This window comes from Pseudomonas sp. SCA2728.1_7 (genome assembly GCF_018138145.1).
GTDB lineage: Bacteria > Pseudomonadota > Gammaproteobacteria > Pseudomonadales > Pseudomonadaceae > Aquipseudomonas > Aquipseudomonas koreensis_A.
Genome location: NZ_CP073104.1, coordinates 4,530,461 through 4,550,497, shown reverse-complemented (window position 1 = coordinate 4,550,497; position 20,037 = coordinate 4,530,461). Strand labels below are relative to the sequence as shown.

Annotated in this window: 15 protein-coding genes and 1 pseudogene; 9 read left to right on the top strand and 7 right to left on the bottom strand. The window is 60.3% G+C overall.

The features are described 5' to 3' along the window. Window positions 1-89 precede the first annotated feature (89 nt). From KBP52_RS20250 to ilvD, 6 genes and pseudogenes are all read left to right on the top strand, one after another. Complete coding sequence (locus tag KBP52_RS20250) at window positions 90-629, top strand: type 1 glutamine amidotransferase domain-containing protein (RefSeq protein WP_212620836.1); 540 nt, start codon at window positions 90-92, stop codon at window positions 627-629. 173 nt (window positions 630-802) lie between these two features. After that, window positions 803-1,999 (top strand): class I SAM-dependent rRNA methyltransferase, encoded by a 1,197-nt coding sequence (locus KBP52_RS20245; RefSeq protein WP_212620835.1) that lies wholly within the window; start codon window positions 803-805, stop codon window positions 1,997-1,999. Between the two features lie 437 nt (window positions 2,000-2,436). Continuing rightward, window positions 2,437-3,509: pseudogene (locus tag KBP52_RS20240) on the top strand (SagB family peptide dehydrogenase). After that, window positions 3,506-4,483 (top strand): diiron oxygenase, encoded by a 978-nt coding sequence (locus tag KBP52_RS20235; RefSeq protein ID WP_077574925.1) that lies wholly within the window; start codon window positions 3,506-3,508, stop codon window positions 4,481-4,483. The pseudogene KBP52_RS20240 and the gene KBP52_RS20235 overlap by 4 nt, the downstream one beginning before the upstream one ends. Further along, a complete protein-coding gene (locus KBP52_RS20230) occupies window positions 4,476-5,708 on the top strand; it encodes a multidrug effflux MFS transporter (RefSeq protein ID WP_212620834.1) in 1,233 nt (410 codons plus the stop codon). The genes KBP52_RS20235 and KBP52_RS20230 overlap by 8 nt, the downstream gene beginning before the upstream one ends. A gap of 268 nt (window positions 5,709-5,976) precedes the next feature. Beyond that, window positions 5,977-7,818: a dihydroxy-acid dehydratase gene (gene ilvD, locus KBP52_RS20225; protein ID WP_077574927.1), complete on the top strand. Its 1,842-nt coding sequence runs from the start codon at window positions 5,977-5,979 to the stop codon at window positions 7,816-7,818. A 169-nt stretch (window positions 7,819-7,987) separates the two neighbouring features. Here the strand turns inward: ilvD and KBP52_RS20220 are convergent, their stop codons facing one another. Next, entirely contained in the window at window positions 7,988-9,046 is a 1,059-nt protein-coding gene (locus KBP52_RS20220; protein WP_212620833.1) for a haloacid dehalogenase-like hydrolase, read from the bottom strand. 241 nt (window positions 9,047-9,287) lie between these two features. Here KBP52_RS20220 and KBP52_RS20215 point away from each other — a divergent pair, with 241 nt between their 5' ends. Further along, entirely contained in the window at window positions 9,288-10,679 is a 1,392-nt protein-coding gene (locus KBP52_RS20215) for an L-cystine transporter (protein ID WP_116028425.1), read from the top strand. A gap of 90 nt (window positions 10,680-10,769) precedes the next feature. Here the strand turns inward: KBP52_RS20215 and KBP52_RS20210 are convergent, their stop codons facing one another. Beyond that, a complete protein-coding gene (locus KBP52_RS20210; protein WP_077575035.1) occupies window positions 10,770-11,282 on the bottom strand; it encodes a dihydrofolate reductase in 513 nt (170 codons plus the stop codon). Between the two features lie 85 nt (window positions 11,283-11,367). Here KBP52_RS20210 and KBP52_RS20205 point away from each other — a divergent pair, with 85 nt between their 5' ends. Next, window positions 11,368-12,747, top strand: coding sequence for a DUF2868 domain-containing protein (locus tag KBP52_RS20205; protein ID WP_212620832.1), 1,380 nt, complete (start codon window positions 11,368-11,370; stop codon window positions 12,745-12,747). Then, window positions 12,740-14,125 carry a GTPase/DUF3482 domain-containing protein gene (locus tag KBP52_RS20200; RefSeq protein WP_212620831.1) on the top strand — a complete coding sequence of 462 codons (1,386 nt, stop codon included), beginning with the start codon at window positions 12,740-12,742 and terminating at the stop codon, window positions 14,123-14,125. Before KBP52_RS20205 ends, KBP52_RS20200 begins: the two co-directional genes overlap by 8 nt. A gap of 187 nt (window positions 14,126-14,312) precedes the next feature. On the opposite strand, the gene KBP52_RS20195 is transcribed toward KBP52_RS20200, so the two are convergent. The 5 genes from KBP52_RS20195 to KBP52_RS20175 all read right to left on the bottom strand — a co-directional run bounded on the left by KBP52_RS20195 (window position 14,313) and on the right by KBP52_RS20175 (window position 19,987). After that, window positions 14,313-14,873: a phosphonate degradation HD-domain oxygenase gene (locus KBP52_RS20195; protein WP_212620830.1), complete on the bottom strand. Its 561-nt coding sequence runs from the start codon at window positions 14,871-14,873 to the stop codon at window positions 14,313-14,315. After that, window positions 14,873-16,006 (bottom strand): TIGR03364 family FAD-dependent oxidoreductase, encoded by a 1,134-nt coding sequence (locus tag KBP52_RS20190; RefSeq protein ID WP_212620829.1) that lies wholly within the window; start codon window positions 16,004-16,006, stop codon window positions 14,873-14,875. The genes KBP52_RS20195 and KBP52_RS20190 overlap by 1 nt, the downstream gene beginning before the upstream one ends. A 118-nt stretch (window positions 16,007-16,124) precedes the next feature. Then, window positions 16,125-17,150, bottom strand: a complete 1,026-nt coding sequence (locus KBP52_RS20185) for a putative 2-aminoethylphosphonate ABC transporter substrate-binding protein (RefSeq protein ID WP_034153698.1) — start codon at window positions 17,148-17,150, stop codon at window positions 16,125-16,127. A 36-nt stretch (window positions 17,151-17,186) separates the two neighbouring features. Then, the gene (locus tag KBP52_RS20180) at window positions 17,187-18,911 is read right to left on the bottom strand and encodes a putative 2-aminoethylphosphonate ABC transporter permease subunit (RefSeq protein WP_212620828.1); all 1,725 of its coding nucleotides are present in this window, start codon (window positions 18,909-18,911) and stop codon (window positions 17,187-17,189) included. After that, on the bottom strand, window positions 18,911-19,987 hold the full coding sequence (locus tag KBP52_RS20175; RefSeq protein WP_212620827.1) for a putative 2-aminoethylphosphonate ABC transporter ATP-binding protein: 1,077 nt from the start codon (window positions 19,985-19,987) through the stop codon (window positions 18,911-18,913). The genes KBP52_RS20180 and KBP52_RS20175 overlap by 1 nt, the downstream gene beginning before the upstream one ends. Window positions 19,988-20,037 lie beyond the last annotated feature (50 nt).

Genomic DNA, 20,037 nt, shown 5'->3' with positions numbered 1-20,037 from the left:
TTCAGGCCACGGCTTCGGAATCTGTAATGCCCAACGGATCACTCCGATCCCTTGCGGCGGCAAACTCCCACAGACTCAGGAGCTTATCGATGGCCACTTCCCTCAACGGCAAGCGCGTCGCTTTTTTGGTAACAGACGGTTTCGAGCAGGTCGAACTGACCGGTCCCAAGCAAGCGTTGGAGCAAGCCGGCGCCCAAGTCGACATCCTTTCCACCGAGGCCGGCAAGGTCAAAGGCTGGAATCACGACAAGCCGGCGGATGATTTCAAGGTCGATCAGACCTTCCAGAGCGCCAGCAGCGAACAGTACGACGCGATCGTCCTGCCGGGCGGCGTGCAGAACTCCGACACCATTCGCATCGACCAGGACGCCCAGCATCTGGTCAAGACTGGCGCGTCTGCCGGAAAACCGATTGCAGTGATCTGCCATGGCGGCTGGTTGTTGATCTCGGCGGGGCTGGTCAACGGCAAAACCATGACCAGTTACAAGACGCTCAAGGATGACCTGGTAAATGCCGGGGCCAATTGGGTCGACAAGGAAGTGGTCAAGGACGGTCACCTGATCAGCAGCCGTCAGCCGGATGATATTCCGGCGTTCAACAAAGAGCTGATCGACGCACTGTTGGCGTAGCATTGGGGACCGCATTCGCGAGCAGGCTCGCTCCCACATTGGTCTTGTGTCGGTCACAAGCCCTTTGTGGGAGCGAGCCTGCTCGCGAAGGGGCCATCAGCGTTTCATCGCTCATCAAACCCGACACAAGTCGCAACACGCTATACTCCCGCTCTTTTTTCCGGAGCGACGTCATGTCCCTGCCTAGCTTGCGCCTCAAAGCCAACGCCGACCGTCGCCTGCGCGCCGGTCACCTGTGGGTCTACAGCAACGAAATCGATGTAGCCGCCACCCCTTTGCACGGCTTCCAGGCCGGCGATCAAGCCATCCTCGAAGCTGCCGGCGGCAAACCGCTGGGCATCGTGGCGGTGAGCCCGAACAACCTGATCTGCGCTCGCCTGCTGTCGCGCGACATCAAGCTGTCGCTGGACAAGTCGCTGCTGGTGCATCGCCTGAACGTCGCTTTGTCGCTGCGCGAGCGTCTGTTCGACAAGCCGTTCTATCGTCTGGTCTACGGCGATTCCGACTTGCTGCCAGGCCTGGTCGTTGACCGTTTCGGCGACATCCTTGTGGTGCAGATCGCCTCGGCGACCATGGAAGCACATAAAGTTGACGTGATCGCGGCATTGACCCAAGTGCTCAAGCCAAGCGGCATTCTGTTCAAGAACGACTCCGCGGCCCGTGATGCTGAAGGCCTCAACCGCTACGTCGAAACCGTGTTCGGCCTGGTGCCGGAGTGGGTGGCGCTGGAAGAGAACGGCGTGAAGTTCGAAGCCCCGGTCATTCAGGGTCAGAAAACCGGCTGGTTCTACGACCACCGCATGAACCGCGCCCGCCTGGCCCCTTACGCCAAAGGCAAACGCGTCCTTGACCTCTATAGCTACATTGGTGGTTGGGGCGTACAGGCTGCCGCATTCGGCGCCAGCGAAGTGTTCTGCGTCGATGCCTCGGCTTTCGCCCTCGATGGCGTTGAGCGCAACGCAGCGCTGAACGGCTTCGCCGACAAGATGACCTGCATCGAAGGCGACGTTTTCGAAGCGCTGAAAGAATTGAAAGCCAGCGAAGAACGCTTCGACGTGATCGTTGCCGATCCGCCGGCATTCATCAAACGCAAGAAAGACATGAAAAACGGCGAAGGCGCCTACCGCCGCCTGAACGAGCAAGCCATGCGCCTGCTCAACAAGGACGGCATCCTGGTTAGCGCATCATGCTCGATGCACCTGCCGGAAGATGACCTGCAGAACATCCTGCTGACCAGCGCCCGTCACCTGGATCGCAACATCCAGTTGCTCGAGCGTGGCGGTCAGGGCCCGGATCACCCCGTGCACCCGGCCATCGCCGAAACGCGCTACATCAAGAGCATCACCTGCCGCCTGCTGCCCAACAGCTGATACACGCGGATAAGAGGGGAGCCAGCAGGCTCCCTTTTTTTTGCACGCTGCCCTGCCTCTTCGTTATCCCCCAACACTTCCTACAATTATTTTCGCGTTAACGTGCAGGATATTTCCTTACGTCTTTTAATTGCTGAAACTTTCCCTACAAGTTTATTTCCGACTAAAGACTGCTCCGACAAAAATACTGGAAATTTCCTACCTAATATCCTCTTGCCAATAATCCATTACAAACTATTATGAAGTTGTCACCACGAGGTGACTTCAACCATCAATGAACAAGGAGTTCACATCATGAAAAGTATTTCTCTGGAAAGTAAAAAAATCGCGAACCTGGCTTTTCTGGTTGCCCCTAAAGCCCGCTAAGTAAGTCAGGACGCTGGGAAGTGCCGGCATCCCGGCGTCCTTTTGACTTTTTCCAGAGTGAACTGACAGATATGTACATCAACCCTTACTTATTTATATTGCCGCGCTCACCCGGGCAAATTGTGTGGAACTATAAAAACCATACTCAGCATGAACTCGATCTGAATTATGCCAATCGACTTGCACAACTAATCCACAACCCGAAACTTTTCGACACCCACAACATAATAGACACACAACTATTAAGCGCGGGCATTCTAACCATTTCAAAAATAGACAGTCCGCAATGGGGTTGGGATGAACTGTCGAAGATTTATCACATCGGCACGCAAAACATTCCCTGCGAACAGACCCCACAGAATATTCACGAGTGGTCCAGACAATATCTGGCGCACTGCAACGAGGTACTGGCCACCCCTCAGCCCACTACAGCCCGCCCGACGCCCGCACCCGAGCAGCGTATCGCCCTGCCCGCGCCGTGCGCATTGAATGACAACAGCCTTGGAAATGTTCTGCTCCAGCGCAAAACCTGCCGCAGCTACACAGGCGCAGCAATAACGCTGAATGACGTCGGTACCCTGCTCTACCTTTCCCTCGGTTATCTCCACGAACGTGACAATGATCGCGACGACAGTATCGCCGTCGGACTCAGCGCTCGTCGCAGCAGTCCTTCCGCCGGCGGCCTGAACGCTTGCGAAGGCTTCCTGCTGGTGCAGAACGTCGACGGCCTGGATCCCGGCATCTATGTCTATCATCCGGCCGACCATACCTTGAGCCGGGTCAGTCCATTACCTGAACCAGCGCTGGGCCACCTGCTCGGCGGTCAGCATTTCATCAACAACCTGCCGCTGGGGTTGTTCATCACCCCCGTTTTGACCGGCTCTGGTGGAAGTACGAACACTCGCGCGCCTATCGCATGGCCTTCGTCGAGGCCGGTCACCTGTCGCAAACCTTCCAGTTGGTCGCCACAGCACTGGGCCTCAATACCTGGCTGACCGGCGCGTTTGCCGACCAGCAGGTCGAAGCACTCCTCAATATCGAAGGCAGCGCTGAACAACCGCTGTTTTTTGTTGGCTGCGGAGAAAGCGACGGGCAAGTGATGTGTCACGAAATGCGCGAACTGTTGCACGAGAGGTCAGCATGACCCAGTCGATTACCGACGCAGATCAAGCACCGGTGTCCTGGGCGCTCAAATTCACCCTGGGAGACTGGGACAGCCGTGCCTCCGTGCGCAGCAGTACCCATGATTATCAATTGCCCGACGATGTGCCGCTGCAACTGCAAACCCGCCATTGGTTTCCACCGGCGTTTCTGCCTTATCTGGCACATCCGGCCATTCAGGCGGCGGGGCGCGATGTATTGCACCGGCTGTCAGCCAACCACCTGGTGCACTTTCTCGATTACACCACCCTGCTCGAACACCGCATCGTCAATCGTGCCGTGGAAGTCATCGTGCACCGCGAACTGCCCATTTATGTGCCTCTGCCGATGAAGCACGCGGCGCTGCAGCTCTACACCGACGAGGGTTACCACGCGCTGTTCTCCAATCGGCTCGCTGAGCAGATCGCCAATTTCTATGGAATCACCGGACGGCCGGCGACTCCGCAGCGCATCACCCGCCTGAATGCGCTGATTGCCCGCACGCCAGAAAAGAGCCGGGCACTGGCATGGTTTCTGCTGGGTTTCGTCTCGGAAACCATCATTGCCCGGGAGCTGCTGGACGTCTGCCGAGACAGTCTGGTGTCCAGCGTCAACGACATGCTGCGTGACCATCTGGCCGACGAAGCCCGCCACAGTCGCTACTTCGCCGAAGCGTTCCATTACTTCTGGCTGTCGATGAACAGCCGCCAGCGCACCTTTGCGAGCAGAACACTGCTGGAAATCATCGGGATTTTTTTCGAGGCGGACGAACGCTGGCTACAACAGAGCTTGCGTGGAGCCGGCATTGCTGACAGCGACGTGATGGAAATTGTCGGCAGCATGGCAACGGTGCACGCCAATCGTGCGCGTGCACGATCAGGTTCCATCGCTACGCTGGATGCACTGCGCAAGGCCGGTTTTTTTGCCCTTCCCCATAACCAGAAACTTTTCGCCAAGGCAGGACTGATCGATGGATAAAGGAAAATCCGTGGCAACCACTCGACAGCGCCGCGCCGCTGTCAGCCTGTTACTGGCCATGGTGCTGTTGGGCGTGTTTCCACTGGATGTGCTACTTCCTTCCTTTCCGGCACTGGCGACGCACTTTCGCCATTCACCGGCAGACATCGCACTGTCAATCAGTCTGTTCGCCGTGGGGATCGCATTTGCTCAGGTCCTGATCGGCCCACTCTCGGACGTGATCGGGCGCAAGGGCTTGTTACTCGCCGGCATGAGCGTATCGATGCTTGGCGCGCTCGGTTGCGTGATGACCTCCGATTACTCGCTGTTCCTGGTCTTTCGAGTGATGCAGGCCTTGGGCTGTGGATGTTTCGTGCTGTCCCAGGCGCTGGTGCAGGATCTGTTCGAAGGTGAGGAACGCGATCGTTTGCGGATTCTGATGGTCACCGCCACCGGGATTTTCATCTCGGTATCGCCGCTGGCCGGCACCTTTCTCCAGGCCACACTCGGCTGGCGCGGCAGCTTCTGGGTATTTACCGCGCTGTCCGCCATGGTGCTGATCAAGGCCTGGCTGTTTTTACCGAACAGCCGACCGGCTAACAGTGGCGTGCGGCTCGGTTTCATTCAGTCCTACCGCCGCGTGCTGGGGGACTTCGAGTTTGTCGGCTACTGGCTGATTTCAGCGTTTGCCTTCGCCTGCCACTTCTCCTTCATCGTGATTTCGCCGTTGATCTTCATGGATCAATTGCAGCTCGCGCCGTATGACTTTTCACTGATCCTGCTGGTTTACGGCGCTGCCTACGTTGTCGGTGGCATCCTTGCCGCCGTACTCAATCGACGCATCACGCCGGTTCAGCAAATCCTCACCGGACTGAGCCTGATACTGCTGTCGGGGCTGGCGATGCTGTACCTGGCGGCCAATCATGCGCTGGCGCCGGCCACTGTGTTGATTCCGATGCTGATCTGCACGGCGGGCACCACCATCGCCCGTCCCGCTGCCACCTCTCGGGCCATGGGCCTGTTTCCTGAAAACGCCGGCACCTCGGCCTCGGCGGGCAGCACGATCATCTTTATTTGTGGCGGGCTTATCAGCGCATTGATCAGCCTCAGTCCGACCAATCTGCAATCAACGCTGGGCTACAGCTTTGTGCTATTGAGCGCGACAGCGCTGGTGCTCAACAACAGGCTCAGCCGCCGCGCAAGAAACGTAGAGGCCAATGTCGTTGCACAGACCGGCGGTGATTAAACCCGCCGGTCGTCATCCCACACACGCCGTCTGCACTGGAACAATGCTTTGCGCCATTCCCTCCAGACGCCAGCGGTGTAGAATCGGCTGATTCATCGCCATTCATCCCCCGGCGGGTTTATGAGCTCAGGCTGAGACCAGCGGCGATCCCGCAACGTCATCGGCAACTTCACGGACACACGGTCATTTCTGAGTGTTCCAGACGTCAATAGAAGCTCACTCCCCTTTTGCACCTGATTAGTAAGTGATTAGCCGCCCGGAGTGCTCCATGCCAGATTACCGCTCGAAAACATCCACCCACGGCCGCAACATGGCCGGTGCCCGCGCATTGTGGCGCGCCACGGGGATGAAAGATGACGACTTCAAAAAGCCGATCATCGCGATTGCCAACTCGTTCACCCAGTTCGTACCGGGTCACGTGCACCTGAAGGATCTGGGCCAACTGGTCGCCCGCGAAATCGAACGCGCTGGCGGTGTAGCGAAAGAATTCAACACCATCGCCGTGGATGACGGCATCGCCATGGGTCACGACGGCATGCTGTATTCGCTGCCGAGCCGCGAAATCATCGCCGACTCCGTCGAGTACATGGTCAACGCCCACTGCGCCGACGCCATCGTCTGCATCTCCAACTGCGACAAGATCACCCCGGGCATGTTGATGGCTGCCTTGCGCCTGAACATTCCGGTGATCTTCGTTTCCGGCGGCCCGATGGAAGCCGGCAAGACCAAACTCGCGTCCCACGGTCTCGACCTCGTCGATGCCATGGTAATCGCCGCCGACGAAAGCGCTTCTGACGAGAAAGTCGCTGAGTACGAGCGCAGTGCCTGCCCGACGTGCGGTTCGTGCTCCGGCATGTTCACCGCCAACTCGATGAACTGCCTGACCGAAGCATTGGGCCTGGCATTGCCGGGCAACGGTTCGACCCTCGCCACCCACAGCGACCGCGAACAGCTGTTCCTGCAGGCCGGCCGTACCATCGTCGAACTGTGCAAACGCTACTACGGCGAGAACGACGAATCGGTATTGCCGCGCAACATTGCCAACTTCAAGGCGTTCGAGAACGCGATGATGCTCGACATCGCCATGGGCGGTTCGACCAACACCATCCTGCACTTGCTCGCTGCTGCCCAAGAGGCGGAAATCGATTTCGACCTGCGCGACATCGATCGTCTTTCGCGCACCGTTCCGCAGCTGTGCAAAGTCGCGCCGAACATCCAGAAGTACCACATGGAAGACGTACACCGCGCCGGCGGCATCTTCAGCATCCTCGGTTCGCTGGCCCGTGGCGGCTTGCTGCACACCGACCTGCCGACCGTGCACAGCCGCAGCATGGAAGAAGCCATCGCCAAATGGGACATTACCCAGACCACCGATGAAGCGGTGCATCACTTCTTCAAGGCCGGCCCTGCCGGTATCCCGACGCAGACGGCGTTCAGCCAGTCGACGCGCTGGGAAACTTTGGATGACGACCGTGAAAACGGCTGCATCCGCAGCTTCGAGCACGCCTATTCGCAAGAAGGTGGCCTGGCCGTGCTGTACGGCAACATCGCCCTCGATGGCTGCGTGGTGAAAACCGCCGGTGTTGACGAGTCGATTCACGTTTTCGAAGGCAACGCGAAGATCTTCGAAAGCCAGGACAGCGCCGTACGCGGCATCCTCGCTGACGAAGTGAAGGCTGGCGACATCGTCATCATTCGCTACGAAGGCCCGAAAGGCGGCCCGGGCATGCAGGAAATGCTCTACCCGACTTCGTACCTGAAATCCAAAGGCCTGGGCAAAGCCTGTGCGTTGCTCACCGACGGGCGTTTCTCTGGCGGTACTTCGGGTCTGTCCATCGGCCACGCTTCGCCAGAAGCCGCCGCCGGTGGCGCTATCGGTCTGGTGCAGGACGGCGACAAAGTGCTGATCGACATTCCGAACCGCTCGATCAACCTGTTGGTCAGCGACGAAGAACTGGCTGCACGCCGTGCCGAGCAGGACAAGAAAGGCTGGAAACCGGTTGAAGTGCGTCCACGTAAAGTGACCACCGCACTGAAGGCCTACGCCCTGCTGGCGACCAGTGCCGACAAGGGTGCTGTGCGTAACAAAGCGATGCTCGACGGGCTGTAAGCGTCAAATCGCCGAGACAAAATGCCCCGCCAATGTGCGGGGCATTTTTTTGTCGGGCTAAAGTTGTTGGTGAGCATGAGGGCCCCATCGCGAGCAGGCTCACTCCTACAGGTGAACGCATTCCAATTGTAGGAGTGAGCCTGCTCGCGATGGGAGCGACCCGGTCTTACTAAATCTCTTCAGGCTTGACGATCACCCAGTTCTTGTCCGCCGTCACCGGCAAACCTTCCTTGGCCTGCGCCGCCGCATGCTTGGCCATCATGCCGTTCAACTGCGTCATGTACTTGTCCTTGCGGTTGATCCACAAGTGAATCCCGCCCTTGGCCACGTCAACATCGTGGAACAGCATGTAACCGTCACTGGTCGGGGTATCGCCGCCAACCAGTACCGGTTTTTTCCACTCGTCGATGTAGGTGAGAATCGCCGCGTGCTTGCCGGCCATCCACGTCGCTGGGGTCCACAGGTACGGCGTCAACTCCAGGCCAAGGTTGGCCTTCTCGTCATACTTCCCAGCAGTGATCTGCTTGCGTGCAGTGGTCAGTTCGTTGGTTTCGCGGTTCTTCAGCAGCGTGGTCACGCCAATGACGTTCTGCGGTTTGACGTTGTAGCCATACTTCGGATCCGCCGCGACCATGCGCACCAGCTCTTCCGAGGCTGCGGTCATCACGTAGACCTCGATGCCGTTCTCCATCAGCTTGTTGTACAGCTCTTGCTGGCCGGTGAAGATTTTCGGCGGATTGACGTCGAGTTTCTTCACCACATCGCCTTCGTAATAGGTCGCGGGCACCGGTTTGCCCGAAGCCATCAGCTCGTCGACGTAGCCTTTGAGTTCCTTGAGGGTGAAGCCGGAGAACACCTGCGCCACCCATGGGTAGCAGACCATGTCGTCGACTTCGCAAAGACGATAGTAGTAACTGAACAGGCTTTCCTTATGGTCGGCGGTGTCCTTGAACGGCATCAGTTTCAGGGAAGGATCGAGTTTGTCGCGGGTGATCAGGCCCTTGTTTTCCATGAACGGTAACAACGACTCTTCGAGGTCGTAGCGGTAACTGGTGTTGTCCATGTCGAACACCGCGTAGTTACCCTTGTTGGCGTTGGCCGCGATCATCGCGTCCAGCGCTTTGGCCTGATCGGCCGGCCAGTGTTTCAGGTCGGTGGCGAAAGCCTGAGTGGCCAGACCCATGCCCACAGCCAGTGCGACAGCCAGAAATTTCGGTGCGAACTTCATAAGCCTCTTCTCCCTGATTCAAAGAGATCGACGCTAACAAATAAGTGTGACAGTCCTCGTCTGTCAGCGACCGCCCACGTCCCTATTGCGCCAGATGCATTGCCGAGAGCAACACAGCCTTATTCCAAAAACGACGGACGACCTGCGATTTTGGTATTAATTCATTGCAAATCAAACTGTTAGGCTTGCCGGTTCGCAGTTGCCCAAGAACGCGACTGGCACAAGTCTTATCGGAGTTTTCATGAATCTGCCGCTGATCCTCAATCTGCTGGTGTTCCTCGCCCTGCTCTTCGGTCTGGCACAAACCCGCCACACCACGTGGAGCCTGGCGAAAAAAGTCCTGCTCGCGCTGGCGATGGGCGTCGCGTTCGGCGTGGCCCTGCACACCGTTTACGGTGCCGGCAACCCGGTGCTGAAAGCCTCGATCGGCTGGTTCGATCTGGTCGGCAACGGCTACGTGCAGTTGCTGCAAATGATCGTTATCCCGCTGGTGTTCGCCTCGATCCTCAGCGCCGTGGCGCGCCTGCACAATGCTTCGTCGCTGGGCAAGATCAGTTTCCTGACCATCGGCACCCTGCTGTTCACCACCGCGATTGCCGCGCTGATCGGCATCGGCCTGACCAACCTGTTCGGCCTCACCGCTGAAGGTCTGGTCGCCGGTACCCAGGAAATGGCCCGTCTGCAAACCATTCAGACTGACTACGCCGGCAAGGTTGCCGACCTGAATGTGCCGCAACTGCTGCTGTCGTTCATCCCGCAGAACCCGTTCGCCGATCTGGCACGGGCCAAGCCGACCTCGATCATCAGCGTAGTGATTTTCGCCGCATTCCTCGGGGTTGCCGCGCTGCAACTGCTCAAGGATGACGTCGAAAAAGGTCAAAAAGTGATCAACGCCATCGACACCCTGCAAGCCTGGGTGATGCGTCTGGTACGTCTGGTGATGAAGCTGACCCCTTACGGCGTGTTGGCGCTGATGACCAAAGTGGTCGCCGGTTCCAACCTGCAGGACATCATCAAGCTCGGCAGTTTTGTCGTCGTGTCGTACCTCGGTCTGGGCCTGATGTTTGTCGTGCACGGTTTGCTGGTGTCGGCGGCCGGGATCAACCCGCTGCGTTTCTTCCGCAAGATCTGGCCGGTGCTGACGTTCGCGTTCACCAGCCGTTCCAGTGCCGCGAGCATTCCGCTGAGCATTGAAGCGCAGACGCGTCGTCTGGGCATTCCGCAATCGGTGGCGAGTTTTGCCGCGTCGTTCGGTGCGACCATCGGCCAGAACGGCTGCGCGGGTCTGTATCCGGCGATGTTGGCAGTGATGGTTGCGCCGACCGTGGGCATCAACCCGCTGGATCCGCTGTGGATCGCGACGCTGGTGGCGATTGTGACGTTGAGCTCGGCGGGCGTGGCCGGGGTCGGTGGCGGCGCGACGTTCGCGGCGCTGATCGTGCTGCCGGCGATGGGTTTGCCGGTGTCACTGGTGGCGTTGCTGATTTCGGTTGAGCCGCTGATCGATATGGGCCGTACGGCGTTGAACGTGAGTGGTTCGATTACCGCTGGTGCGATTACCAGTCAGGTGATGCAGCAGACCGATAAAGAGCTGCTGGATGCTGATGAGCATGCGGAGTTGGCTCAGGCTTAAGTAGCGCCTGACAGACCGCTATCGCGAGCAGGCTCACTCCTACAATTGGAATGCGTTCCCCCTGTAGGAGTGAGCCTGCTCGCGATGCTTTTAGGCTTTTTCCCAAATCTCAAAGTTGTACGCGGGTTTGTCGCCCTCAGCCGGATTCGGCACATTCGACACCAGCTTCCACTGCTCCAAATCAAACTCCGGAAACCACGCATCCCCTTCCGGGCTCAACGCCACGCGCGTCAGATACAGACGATCCGCCTGCGCCAGCCCTTGCGCATACAACTGCGCACCGCCAATCAGCATCAGCTCATCGACGCCTTGGGCTTTCGCCCACTCTTCGGCGCGAACCACGGCAGCTTCCAGCGACGGATACACCTCGGCACCTTCGAGCACCAGACCGGCCTGACGACTGACCACAATGTTCAAGCGCCCCGGCAATGGCCGACCGAGCGAATCCCAGGTCTTGCGACCCATGATGATAGGCTTGCCCAAGGTCGTGGCCTTGAAGTATTTGAAGTCCCCCGGCAGGTGCCAGGGCATGCTGTTGTCGACGCCGATCACGCGGTTTTCACCGAGGGCTGCGATCAGGCTGAGGGGGAGTGATTTAGTCATGCCGGCGAGGATACCAGAGCCGCGCTTACCCCGATAAGCGCCACAGCGGTTATGCTCAGCGCTCATTTAAGCGACGGGACGCCGCGTGACTGAACTGACTCCACTGCAAAACCTCTGGCTGACCGAGACCGTGCGCCTGCGCGAAGAACACGCAGGCCCCCTGGAAGATCTGGAAGCCAACCGACTGGCGCGCACGGCCGGCGGCGATCTGCCGAGCCGCATTCAGCGCCGGGCGTTATGGCTGGCCGAACGTGACGGACTGACGGCTGCCCTCAAACACTGGCTGCAAGGCGCGCGTCTGGCACTGCTATTGATGGTGGTGCTGGCCTGCGTCACTGGCGCAGGCATGGCATTTTCTGCGCTGGGCGACGGTACGCGAGCGGTGAACATTTTCTGGGCGCTGGGCACTTTGCTCGGGGTCAATCTGATCCTGTTGCTGAGCTGGGCATTCGGCCTGCTATTCGCTGGCGAACACGCGGCAGCGCTTGGCAGGTTGTGGCTGTGGCTCAGCGAGAAATTTGCCCGGGACGCCAAAGCCGCGCAATTACCCCCCGCATTACTGGTCCTGCTGCAACGCCACAAACTCAATCGCTGGGCGATTGGCTCACTGGTCAATGGCCTGTGGCTGCTGATCATGTTCAGCGCGCTGAGCATGCTGATATTGATGATGGCCACTCGGCAATATGACTTCATCTGGGAAAGCACGCTGCTGGGCGCTGACTTCTTCGCGGCACTGACTGATGCGTTGACGGTCGTTCCCCATGCGCTGGGCTGGAGTGCGCCGAGCGTGGACATGATCCGCGTGACACTGGATACCGATTACAACCGCGTTCTGGTTCGCCAGATGTGGGCGATATGGCTGGTCGGCGCGGTGCTGATCTACGGCGTGCTACCCCGCCTGCTGCTGATGCTGTTCTGCCGTTGGCGCTGGAAGCATGGACGTGATCGATTGCGTCTGGAGCTGAACCTGCCCGGCTACGCGCAACTGCGCGAACGCTTGATGCCGACCAGCGAACGCCTTGGCGTCAACGATCCTGAGCCGGCGCAACTGCACCGTGTCGAAAGCGGCGTTGGCGAACTGGTTAGCGAAGGCGCGTTGTTGGTCGCGATTGAACTCGATGAGCAGCGCCCATGGCCGCCCGCGCTGCCGAAAACCGTCAGCAACGCCGGCATCCTCGACAGCCGCGAATCGCGGCACAAACTCCTCGAACAACTCAGCCGTTTTCCACCGGCACGTCTGGCCATTGCCTGCGACCCGCGACGCTCGCCGGATCGCGGCAGCCTCGCCTTGATCGCCGAACTGGCGCGCAGCGCTGGCGAAACCCGCGTGTGGTTGCTGCAAGCGCCGCCCGGCGAAGCGCTGGATGCCGAGCGTCTCGGCGACTGGCACGTGGCGCTGCAACAGCTTGATCTGAAGTTTGCCGATTGCGCGCCGTTGAACTGGTTGGAGACGGGTCATGACTGATGCCAGGAAAGCGCCGCTGAAACTCGCGGTGGTCGGCCACACCAACGTCGGCAAGACCTCACTGCTGCGCACGCTGACCCGCGACGTGGGTTTTGGCGAAGTGTCCCATCGCCCGAGCACTACCCGGCATGTCGAGGGCGCGCGGTTGTCGGTGGACGGCGAACCGTTGCTCGACCTCTACGACACGCCCGGCCTGGAAGACGCCATCGCCCTGCTGGATTTTCTCGAACGCCTGGAACGCCCCGGTGAACGCCTCGACGGCCCGGCGCGACTAGCGCGGTTTCTCGACGGCAGCGAGGCGCGCCAGCGCTTTGAGCAGGAAGCCAAAGTGCTGCGACAACTGCTCGCCTCGGACGCCGGTTTGTATGTGATCGATGCGCGCGAACCGGTGCTGGCCAAGTACCGCGATGAGCTCGAAGTGTTGGCCAGTTGCGGCAAACCGCTGCTGCCGGTGCTGAATTTCGTCAGCAGTGCCAATCATCGTGAGCCGGATTGGCGCGAGGCACTGGCACGGCTCGGGCTGCATGCGCTGGTGCGTTTCGACAGCGTCGCGCCGCCCGAGGATGGCGAGCGCCGGCTGTATGAAAGCCTTGCGCTACTGCTGGAAAATGCTCGTCCGCAATTGGAACGATTGATTGCTGATCAACAGGCCCAGCGCCTCGCCCGCCAGCAAAGTGCGGCGCGGTTGATTGCTGAATTGCTGATCGACTGCGCGGCTTGTCGGCGCAGTGTGGTCAGCGAAGCTGCGCAGGAACAGCAAGCGATCAGTGAACTGCGCAAGGCTGTGCGCCAGCGTGAGCAGAAGTGTGTTGAGGCGCTGCTCAAGCTGTATGCGTTTCGCCCGCAGGATGCGGCGGCGAGTGATTTGCCATTGCTCGATGGGCGTTGGGGTGATGACCTGTTCAACCCGGAAACCCTCAAGCAACTCGGTGTGCGCGTGGGCGGCGGTATTGCTGCCGGTGCGGCGGCGGGGGCTGGTGTGGATCTGCTGGTTGGCGGGATTACCCTCGGCGCGGCGGCATTGGCGGGGGCGATTGCCGGGGGGGCGCTGCAGACGGCGCGCAGTTATGGCAGTCGCTTGCTGGGCAAGATCAAAGGGCAGCGCGAGTTGACGGTGGATGACGGAGTGCTGCGGCTGTTGGCGTTGCGTCAGCGGCAGTTGGTGTTGGCGCTGGATCAGCGCGGGCATGCGGCGATGGATGCGGTTCAGGTGGCCACGCCCCAAGACAAGACCTGGCGTGAGGGCAAGTTGCCGGAAGCGCTGAACAAGGCGCGGGCGCATCCGCAGTGGTCGTCGTTGAATCCCCATGCAAAGTTGAATCAGGGGGAAAGGCAGGAGCAGATTGAGGCGTTGGTTGATCGGGTGCTTGAGCTTTAGATCGCTACCCCCTCACCCCAGCCCTCCCGAAACGTCGGACCGCCCCCAAGGGGTAGAGGGGGAAGGGAGCAGATCTCCAGGCTTTTCAAACCTGAGTTCGACTGGATATCTCAGGTCGATGTATGGCCCCAAAACAACACGGTCAGCTCCCTCTCCCTCCGGGAGAGGGCTGGGGTGAGGGCGACAATCACTCAGCCAACAACAAAACCTCAGCCTTGCGCTTGAGCACCGCCAGATCCATCACCGGCACCGCCCTCTCCTTGGCCAACTCATCCCACTGCCGCATCCGCAAGCTGACCGCACACAACGGATCGCGCTCAAACACATTCGCCTCCGCCTCGCTCATCACCCCACCCTGATACCCCAGCGTCCGCCGACTCGCCTCACTCAGCCGATCAAAATACCCCGGCTCACGCAACGTCAGATACCGCTTGGCCTGCACGTGATATTCCACCAGCCTCGCCATACGTTCGCTGAAACCGGCCTCACGCAAATAGTCCGCACCCAGCCGTTCATGACTGACCACGCCAAAGCCGCCCATGTTCTCAGCGCCCTCGGCACACAGATGACCGATGTCATGAAAGAACGCCGCCAGCACCACTTCATCATCAAAGCCCTCGGCGATAGCCAGTTCAGCAGCCTGGGACATGTGCTCGATCTGCGACACCGGCTCGCCGATGTAATCGCTGGTGCCAAAGCGCTCGTACAGTCCGAATACCCGTGCGACGACTTGCTCGTGACCCGTCATCAAATGTCCTCCAGCAACTGCGCAATGTTGCGCTCGGCCATGGCCGGGCCGACGCTCATGCCGACGCCGGTGTGCATCAGCGCCACACTCAACCCGGGTGCCGGGCGCAAGAACGAAAACGGCCCCGGCCCCCGGGAACCATAGACGCCCTGCCAGCGCTCGACCACTTGCACCTTGCAGCCCAGCGTCTGCTCGGCCAGTTCGAGCATCCAGTTATCCACTTGCTCAGCGTTGAACGGTGAAGGGTCGCTGCCGTAATGGTGCGAGTCGCCGATGATCAATTCGCCGTACGGCGTGGGGCTGATCAGCAGGTGGATACCGTTGTCGTGCAGGTGCGGTTGCTCACGGATGATTTGCGCCTGCACCGCCGCCGCTTCCGGCAGATCGGCGAAGGCGCCGTAGTGCACGCAGCTCAGGCCGGTGAGCAAGGCGTGTTGCAGATTCAGCTCGGTCGCAGGTTTGGCGCGGAGCATTTGCAGGCGGCAGATTTGCGGATCGAGGGCGGCGATCGGCTCGGCGAGCAAGGTCTGATAATCGTGGCCGGAGCAGACGATGATCTGCTTCGCCGTGAAGCTGCCGACGGTGCTGTGCAGACGTCCGGGTTCGACGTCGCGCACCAGCGTCGAGAAGTGGAACTCGACGCCGAGGTCGCGGCGCAGGTAATCGATCAGCGCTGGGATTGCTTCACGCGAGTACAGCTGTTGATCGTCGATACCGTGGAGGGCGGCGCGGTGGTGACTGAACTGGCCGTTGTAGAGGTCGCGCAGCGCGGCGCCGCGCAGCAATTGAATATTGTAACCGTGTTCCACGGCGCGACCGTTGCAGAAGGTCTCGAGCAGGTGTTCTTCGGCTTCGGTGCGGGCAAACAAGTAGGAGCCGTTGCGTTTGATTTGCAGCCCGGCGAGTTGCGCCCAGTCGCCCCATATTTCGCGGCTGGCCTTGGCCAGTTCGAGCATTGGGCCCGGCGGTTGGCCGGTGACCAGGGCCTGGCCGAAGTTGCGCACCGAGGCGCCCAGCGGCGTGGCGGTGCGTTCGAAGACGGCGACCTTGAGGCCGCGTTTGGCAGCGGCGTAGGCGTGGGACAGGCCGAGGATGCCAGCGCCGACGATGAGCAGGTCTTGGTGTTGTGTCATCTGGATGATGTCCTGAATGAAAGACCGCAATCGCGAGCAGGCTCGCTCCTACAGTTGGAATGCGTTCCCCTGTAGGAGTGAGCCTGCTCGCGATGAGGCCCTGTCAGCTTGCGAAGATTTACTTGGCAGCCACTTTCTCGGACTTGCCGTCATAACGCTTGCGCCACTCGGTCAGGATCTCGTCGCGATTCTTCGAGGCCCAGGCGAAGTCGTTCTTGATCAAACGCTGCTCGTAATCCGCCGGCAATTCGGTCTGCGGCTTGGCGATCCCCGGCTGCGCAAGAACAGCGAAGTTCTCCTTGTACAAATCCATCGCCTCAGCGCTGGCAGAGAAGTCAGCCAGTTTCTTCGCCGCCTCTTCATGCGGCGTGCCTTTGATCACGGCAGTCGCTTCGATCTCCCAGCCCAGGCCTTCCTTCGGCAAGATGATGTCCAGCGGCGCGCCCTGACGCTTCAGCTGTACCGCCGGGTATTCAAAGGAAATCCCGATCGGGAACTCGCCCGCCGCTGCTAACTTGCAAGGCTTGGAACCGGAGTGAACGTACTGGCCGATGTTCTGGTGCAGACCGTCCATGTAGGCCCAGCCCTGCTTCTCGCCAAAGGTTTGCAGCCAGGCGCTGACGTCGAGGAAACCGGTGCCGGACGACGCCGGATTCGGCATGACGATCTTGCCCTTGTACTCAGGCTTGGTCAGATCCTGCCAGCTCACCGGTTTGCTCAAACCCTGCTTCTCGGCTTCGACGGTGTTGAAGCAAATGGTCGCGGCCCACACATCCATGCCGACCCAGGCTGGCGGGTTGGCGGCGTCGCGGTAGTTCGCGCCAATCTTGCCGAGGTCCTTCGGCGCGTAGCTTTGCAGCATGCCTTGCTGATCGAGGATCGCCAGGCTCGAAGCCGCCAGACCCCACACCGCGTCAGCCTGCGGACGGGCCTTTTCGGCGAGCAGTTTGGCGGTGATGATCCCGGTGGAATCACGCACCCATTTGATCTCGACGTCCGGGTTGGCCTTTTCGAAGGCTTCTTTGTAGGACTTCAGTTGCTCGGCTTCGAGGGCGGTGTACACCGTCAACTCGGTTTTTGCCGCAAAGGCATTCAGGCTGAAAGTAGCGAGCACAGCAGCGGCCAGGGCCATAGGCTTGAACATGATCGTTTTCCTGTAATGAGTTGAACGGGGTTGGAATCAGTGACCGGGCGCGGTTTGCCGCCAGGCTTGAGAACGGCGCAGCAAGCCGCGCGAAGCCCACGCCAGCAGCAAGGACACGCCCGCCGAAGTGAACAGAATCAGGGTCGACATCGCCGCCGCGCCGCCGACGTTGCCGGCGTCATCCATGTTCAGCACCGCGACCGCCGCAAGGATGGTGTCGGGGCTGTAGAGGAAGATCGCCGCCGACACCGTGGTCATCGCCGAGACAAACAGGTAGCGCACGATGTCGAGCAGCGCCGGCAGGCAGATCGGCACGGTGACGCGCAGGTAATGCCGGTACAGCGGCGCTTTGAGCGACAGCGCGGCGGCTTCGAACTCGGCGTCGAGCTGGCGCAACGCGGTGGTCGCGGTCATTTGTGCGGTGGTCAGGTAGTGCGCGATGGTGCAGACGATCAACAGCGTCATCGTTCCGTAGAGCACATGCAGCGGGTTACCCGTGAGGTTGAAGAAGAAGACGTAACCCAGACCAAGCACCAGCCCCGGCACCGCCATCGGCACAAAACTGAGCATGCGCAACGCCAGGTTGAGGCCGCGCTGATCGCGGGTTTTCTCCATGAGATAAGCGCCGGTGAAAATCAGCACACTGCCGATCAGCGCCGTGCCCAAGGCCATTTTCAAACTGTTGCTGTAGGCCAGCCAGCCACCGCCGGCGGTTTCGTTGAACTGATAGTGATTGAGCGACAGCGACAGGTTGTACGGCCAGAACTTCACCAGCGACGAGAACACCGCCATGCCGAACACCAGAATCAACGCCGCGCTGATCAACAAGACAATCGCCAGATAGCAGCCATCGCGCAGTGTCGACGGCGCCGGTTTGAACACTTGAGCACGCCCGCTCATGGAGTCGCCGTGACGCCGACGCAGCCAGGCATCGACGCCGAAGCTGAACAGCGCCGGCAGCAACAGCACCATGCCGATCAACGCGCCGCGACCGAATTGTTGCTGACCGACCACGGCTTTGTAGGCCTCCAGCGCCAGCACTTGGTAGTCGCCACCAACCACCACTGGCACACCGAAATCGGTGATGGTCAGGGTGAACACCAGACAGAACGCGGCGAACACAGCCTGACGCGTCGCCGGCCAGGTGATGCTGCGAAACGCCTTGGCCGGACTCGCGCCCATGCTCGACGCAGCGTCGAACAATCGCGCATCAGCCAGCGACAACGCCGAGAGCAAAATCATCAGCGCATGCGGGAAGGTGTAGATCACCTCGCCCAGCACAATCCCCCAGAACCCGTAGATGTTGTCCGAGAGCAGCCCGCGCAACATGCCCTGATTGCCGAACAGATAGACCAACGCAATCCCCGGCAGCATCGACGGCGCCATCAGCGGCAACAGAGAAATTCCGCGCCAGATGCCTTTCGCCGGAATCAGCGTGCGTTGCAGCGCGTAGGCAAACAGGTAGGCCAGCGGTACGACGATGGCCGCGACGCTGAGGGAAACTTTCAGGCTGTTGCCGAGCAGCCAGTGGAAATTCTCGCTGGTCACCAGTTCCTTCGCCGCGACCCAGCCACCGCCCTGCCCGGCCTCACTGCTGAAACCGCGCCAGAAGATCGCCAACAACGGCAGCAACACCGCGACGCCGAGCAACAGCAGCAAGAGGACTTTGCCGCCAACGACAAAAATGCGGTCGCCGATCTCGGCTTTCGAAGACTGTCGCACCTGCTTGTGCGGTAGCGGCAGCGCGAGGTTGCTGTTCATCAGGCAAACACCTGCAGGCTGCGCGGCGGCAAGGCGACCATGATCTGCTGGGCGCCGAGGCGCGGCATGGCTTCCGGGGCGAGTTCAGCGAGCAGTGCGTGGCCCGGCAGTTGATCGAGTTCGAAACTCATGCGGCAGCGATTGCCGAGAAAGGTGATCTCGCGGACTTTGGCCGGGAACAGGTTTTCTTCGTGCACCGGTGGATTGACGTTGATCGCTTCCGGGCGGCAAAACAAACGGCCCGAGGCGCGCTGAATGCTGCCATCGCTGAGGCGCAGGTTCATCCCGCCGACCTGCGCGTGAGTGTCGCTGCTGCGTTGGAACGGCAACCAGTTGCCCTGACCGACAAACTCGGCCACGAACGGTGTGGCCGGGCGGTTGTAGATTTCCTGCGGCGTGGCGTACTGCTCGACGCGGCCGTTGTTCATCACCGCGATGCGGTCGGCCATCAACATGGCTTCGTCCTGATTGTGCGTGACCATCAGCGTGGTGATGCCGAGGTTGCGTTGCAGTTGGCGCAGCTCGGTGCACAGATGCTCGCGGACGCGGGCGTCGAGGGCCGACATCGGTTCGTCGAGCAACAACAGCGATGGTGCCGGCGCCAAAGCACGGGCCAGCGCGACACGCTGTTGCTGGCCGCCGGACAATTGGCCCGGGTACTTTTTCTCGCTGCCGGTGAGGCCGACCAGTTCCAGCATCTGTCCGACACGGTGGCGCACTTCGTCGCGGCCGCTGCCGGCGAGGCCGTAGGCAATGTTCGCTTCGACCGTCAGATTGGGGAACAGCGCGTAAGACTGGAACAGAATGCCGTAGTCGCGGGCTTGCGGGGCGAGGTGTGAGACATCGCGATCGCCGAGGTACAGCTCGCCGCTGTCCTGCTTCTCCAGACCGGCGATGCAACGCAGCAACGTGGTCTTGCCGCAGCCCGAGGGGCCGAGCAGGCACACCAGTTCACCAGCGGCGACGTCGAGAGAAACGTTATCCAGTGCGGTGAACGCGCCGAAGCGTTTCTGCACGCCGCGCACTTTCATCGGCGCACCGGGGTTGGTCAGGGCAGTTGCGATGGCAGGATTCATGGACAGACCTCATCAAGCAGATGGGGCCAATCCTAGAGTTGTAATGCGTC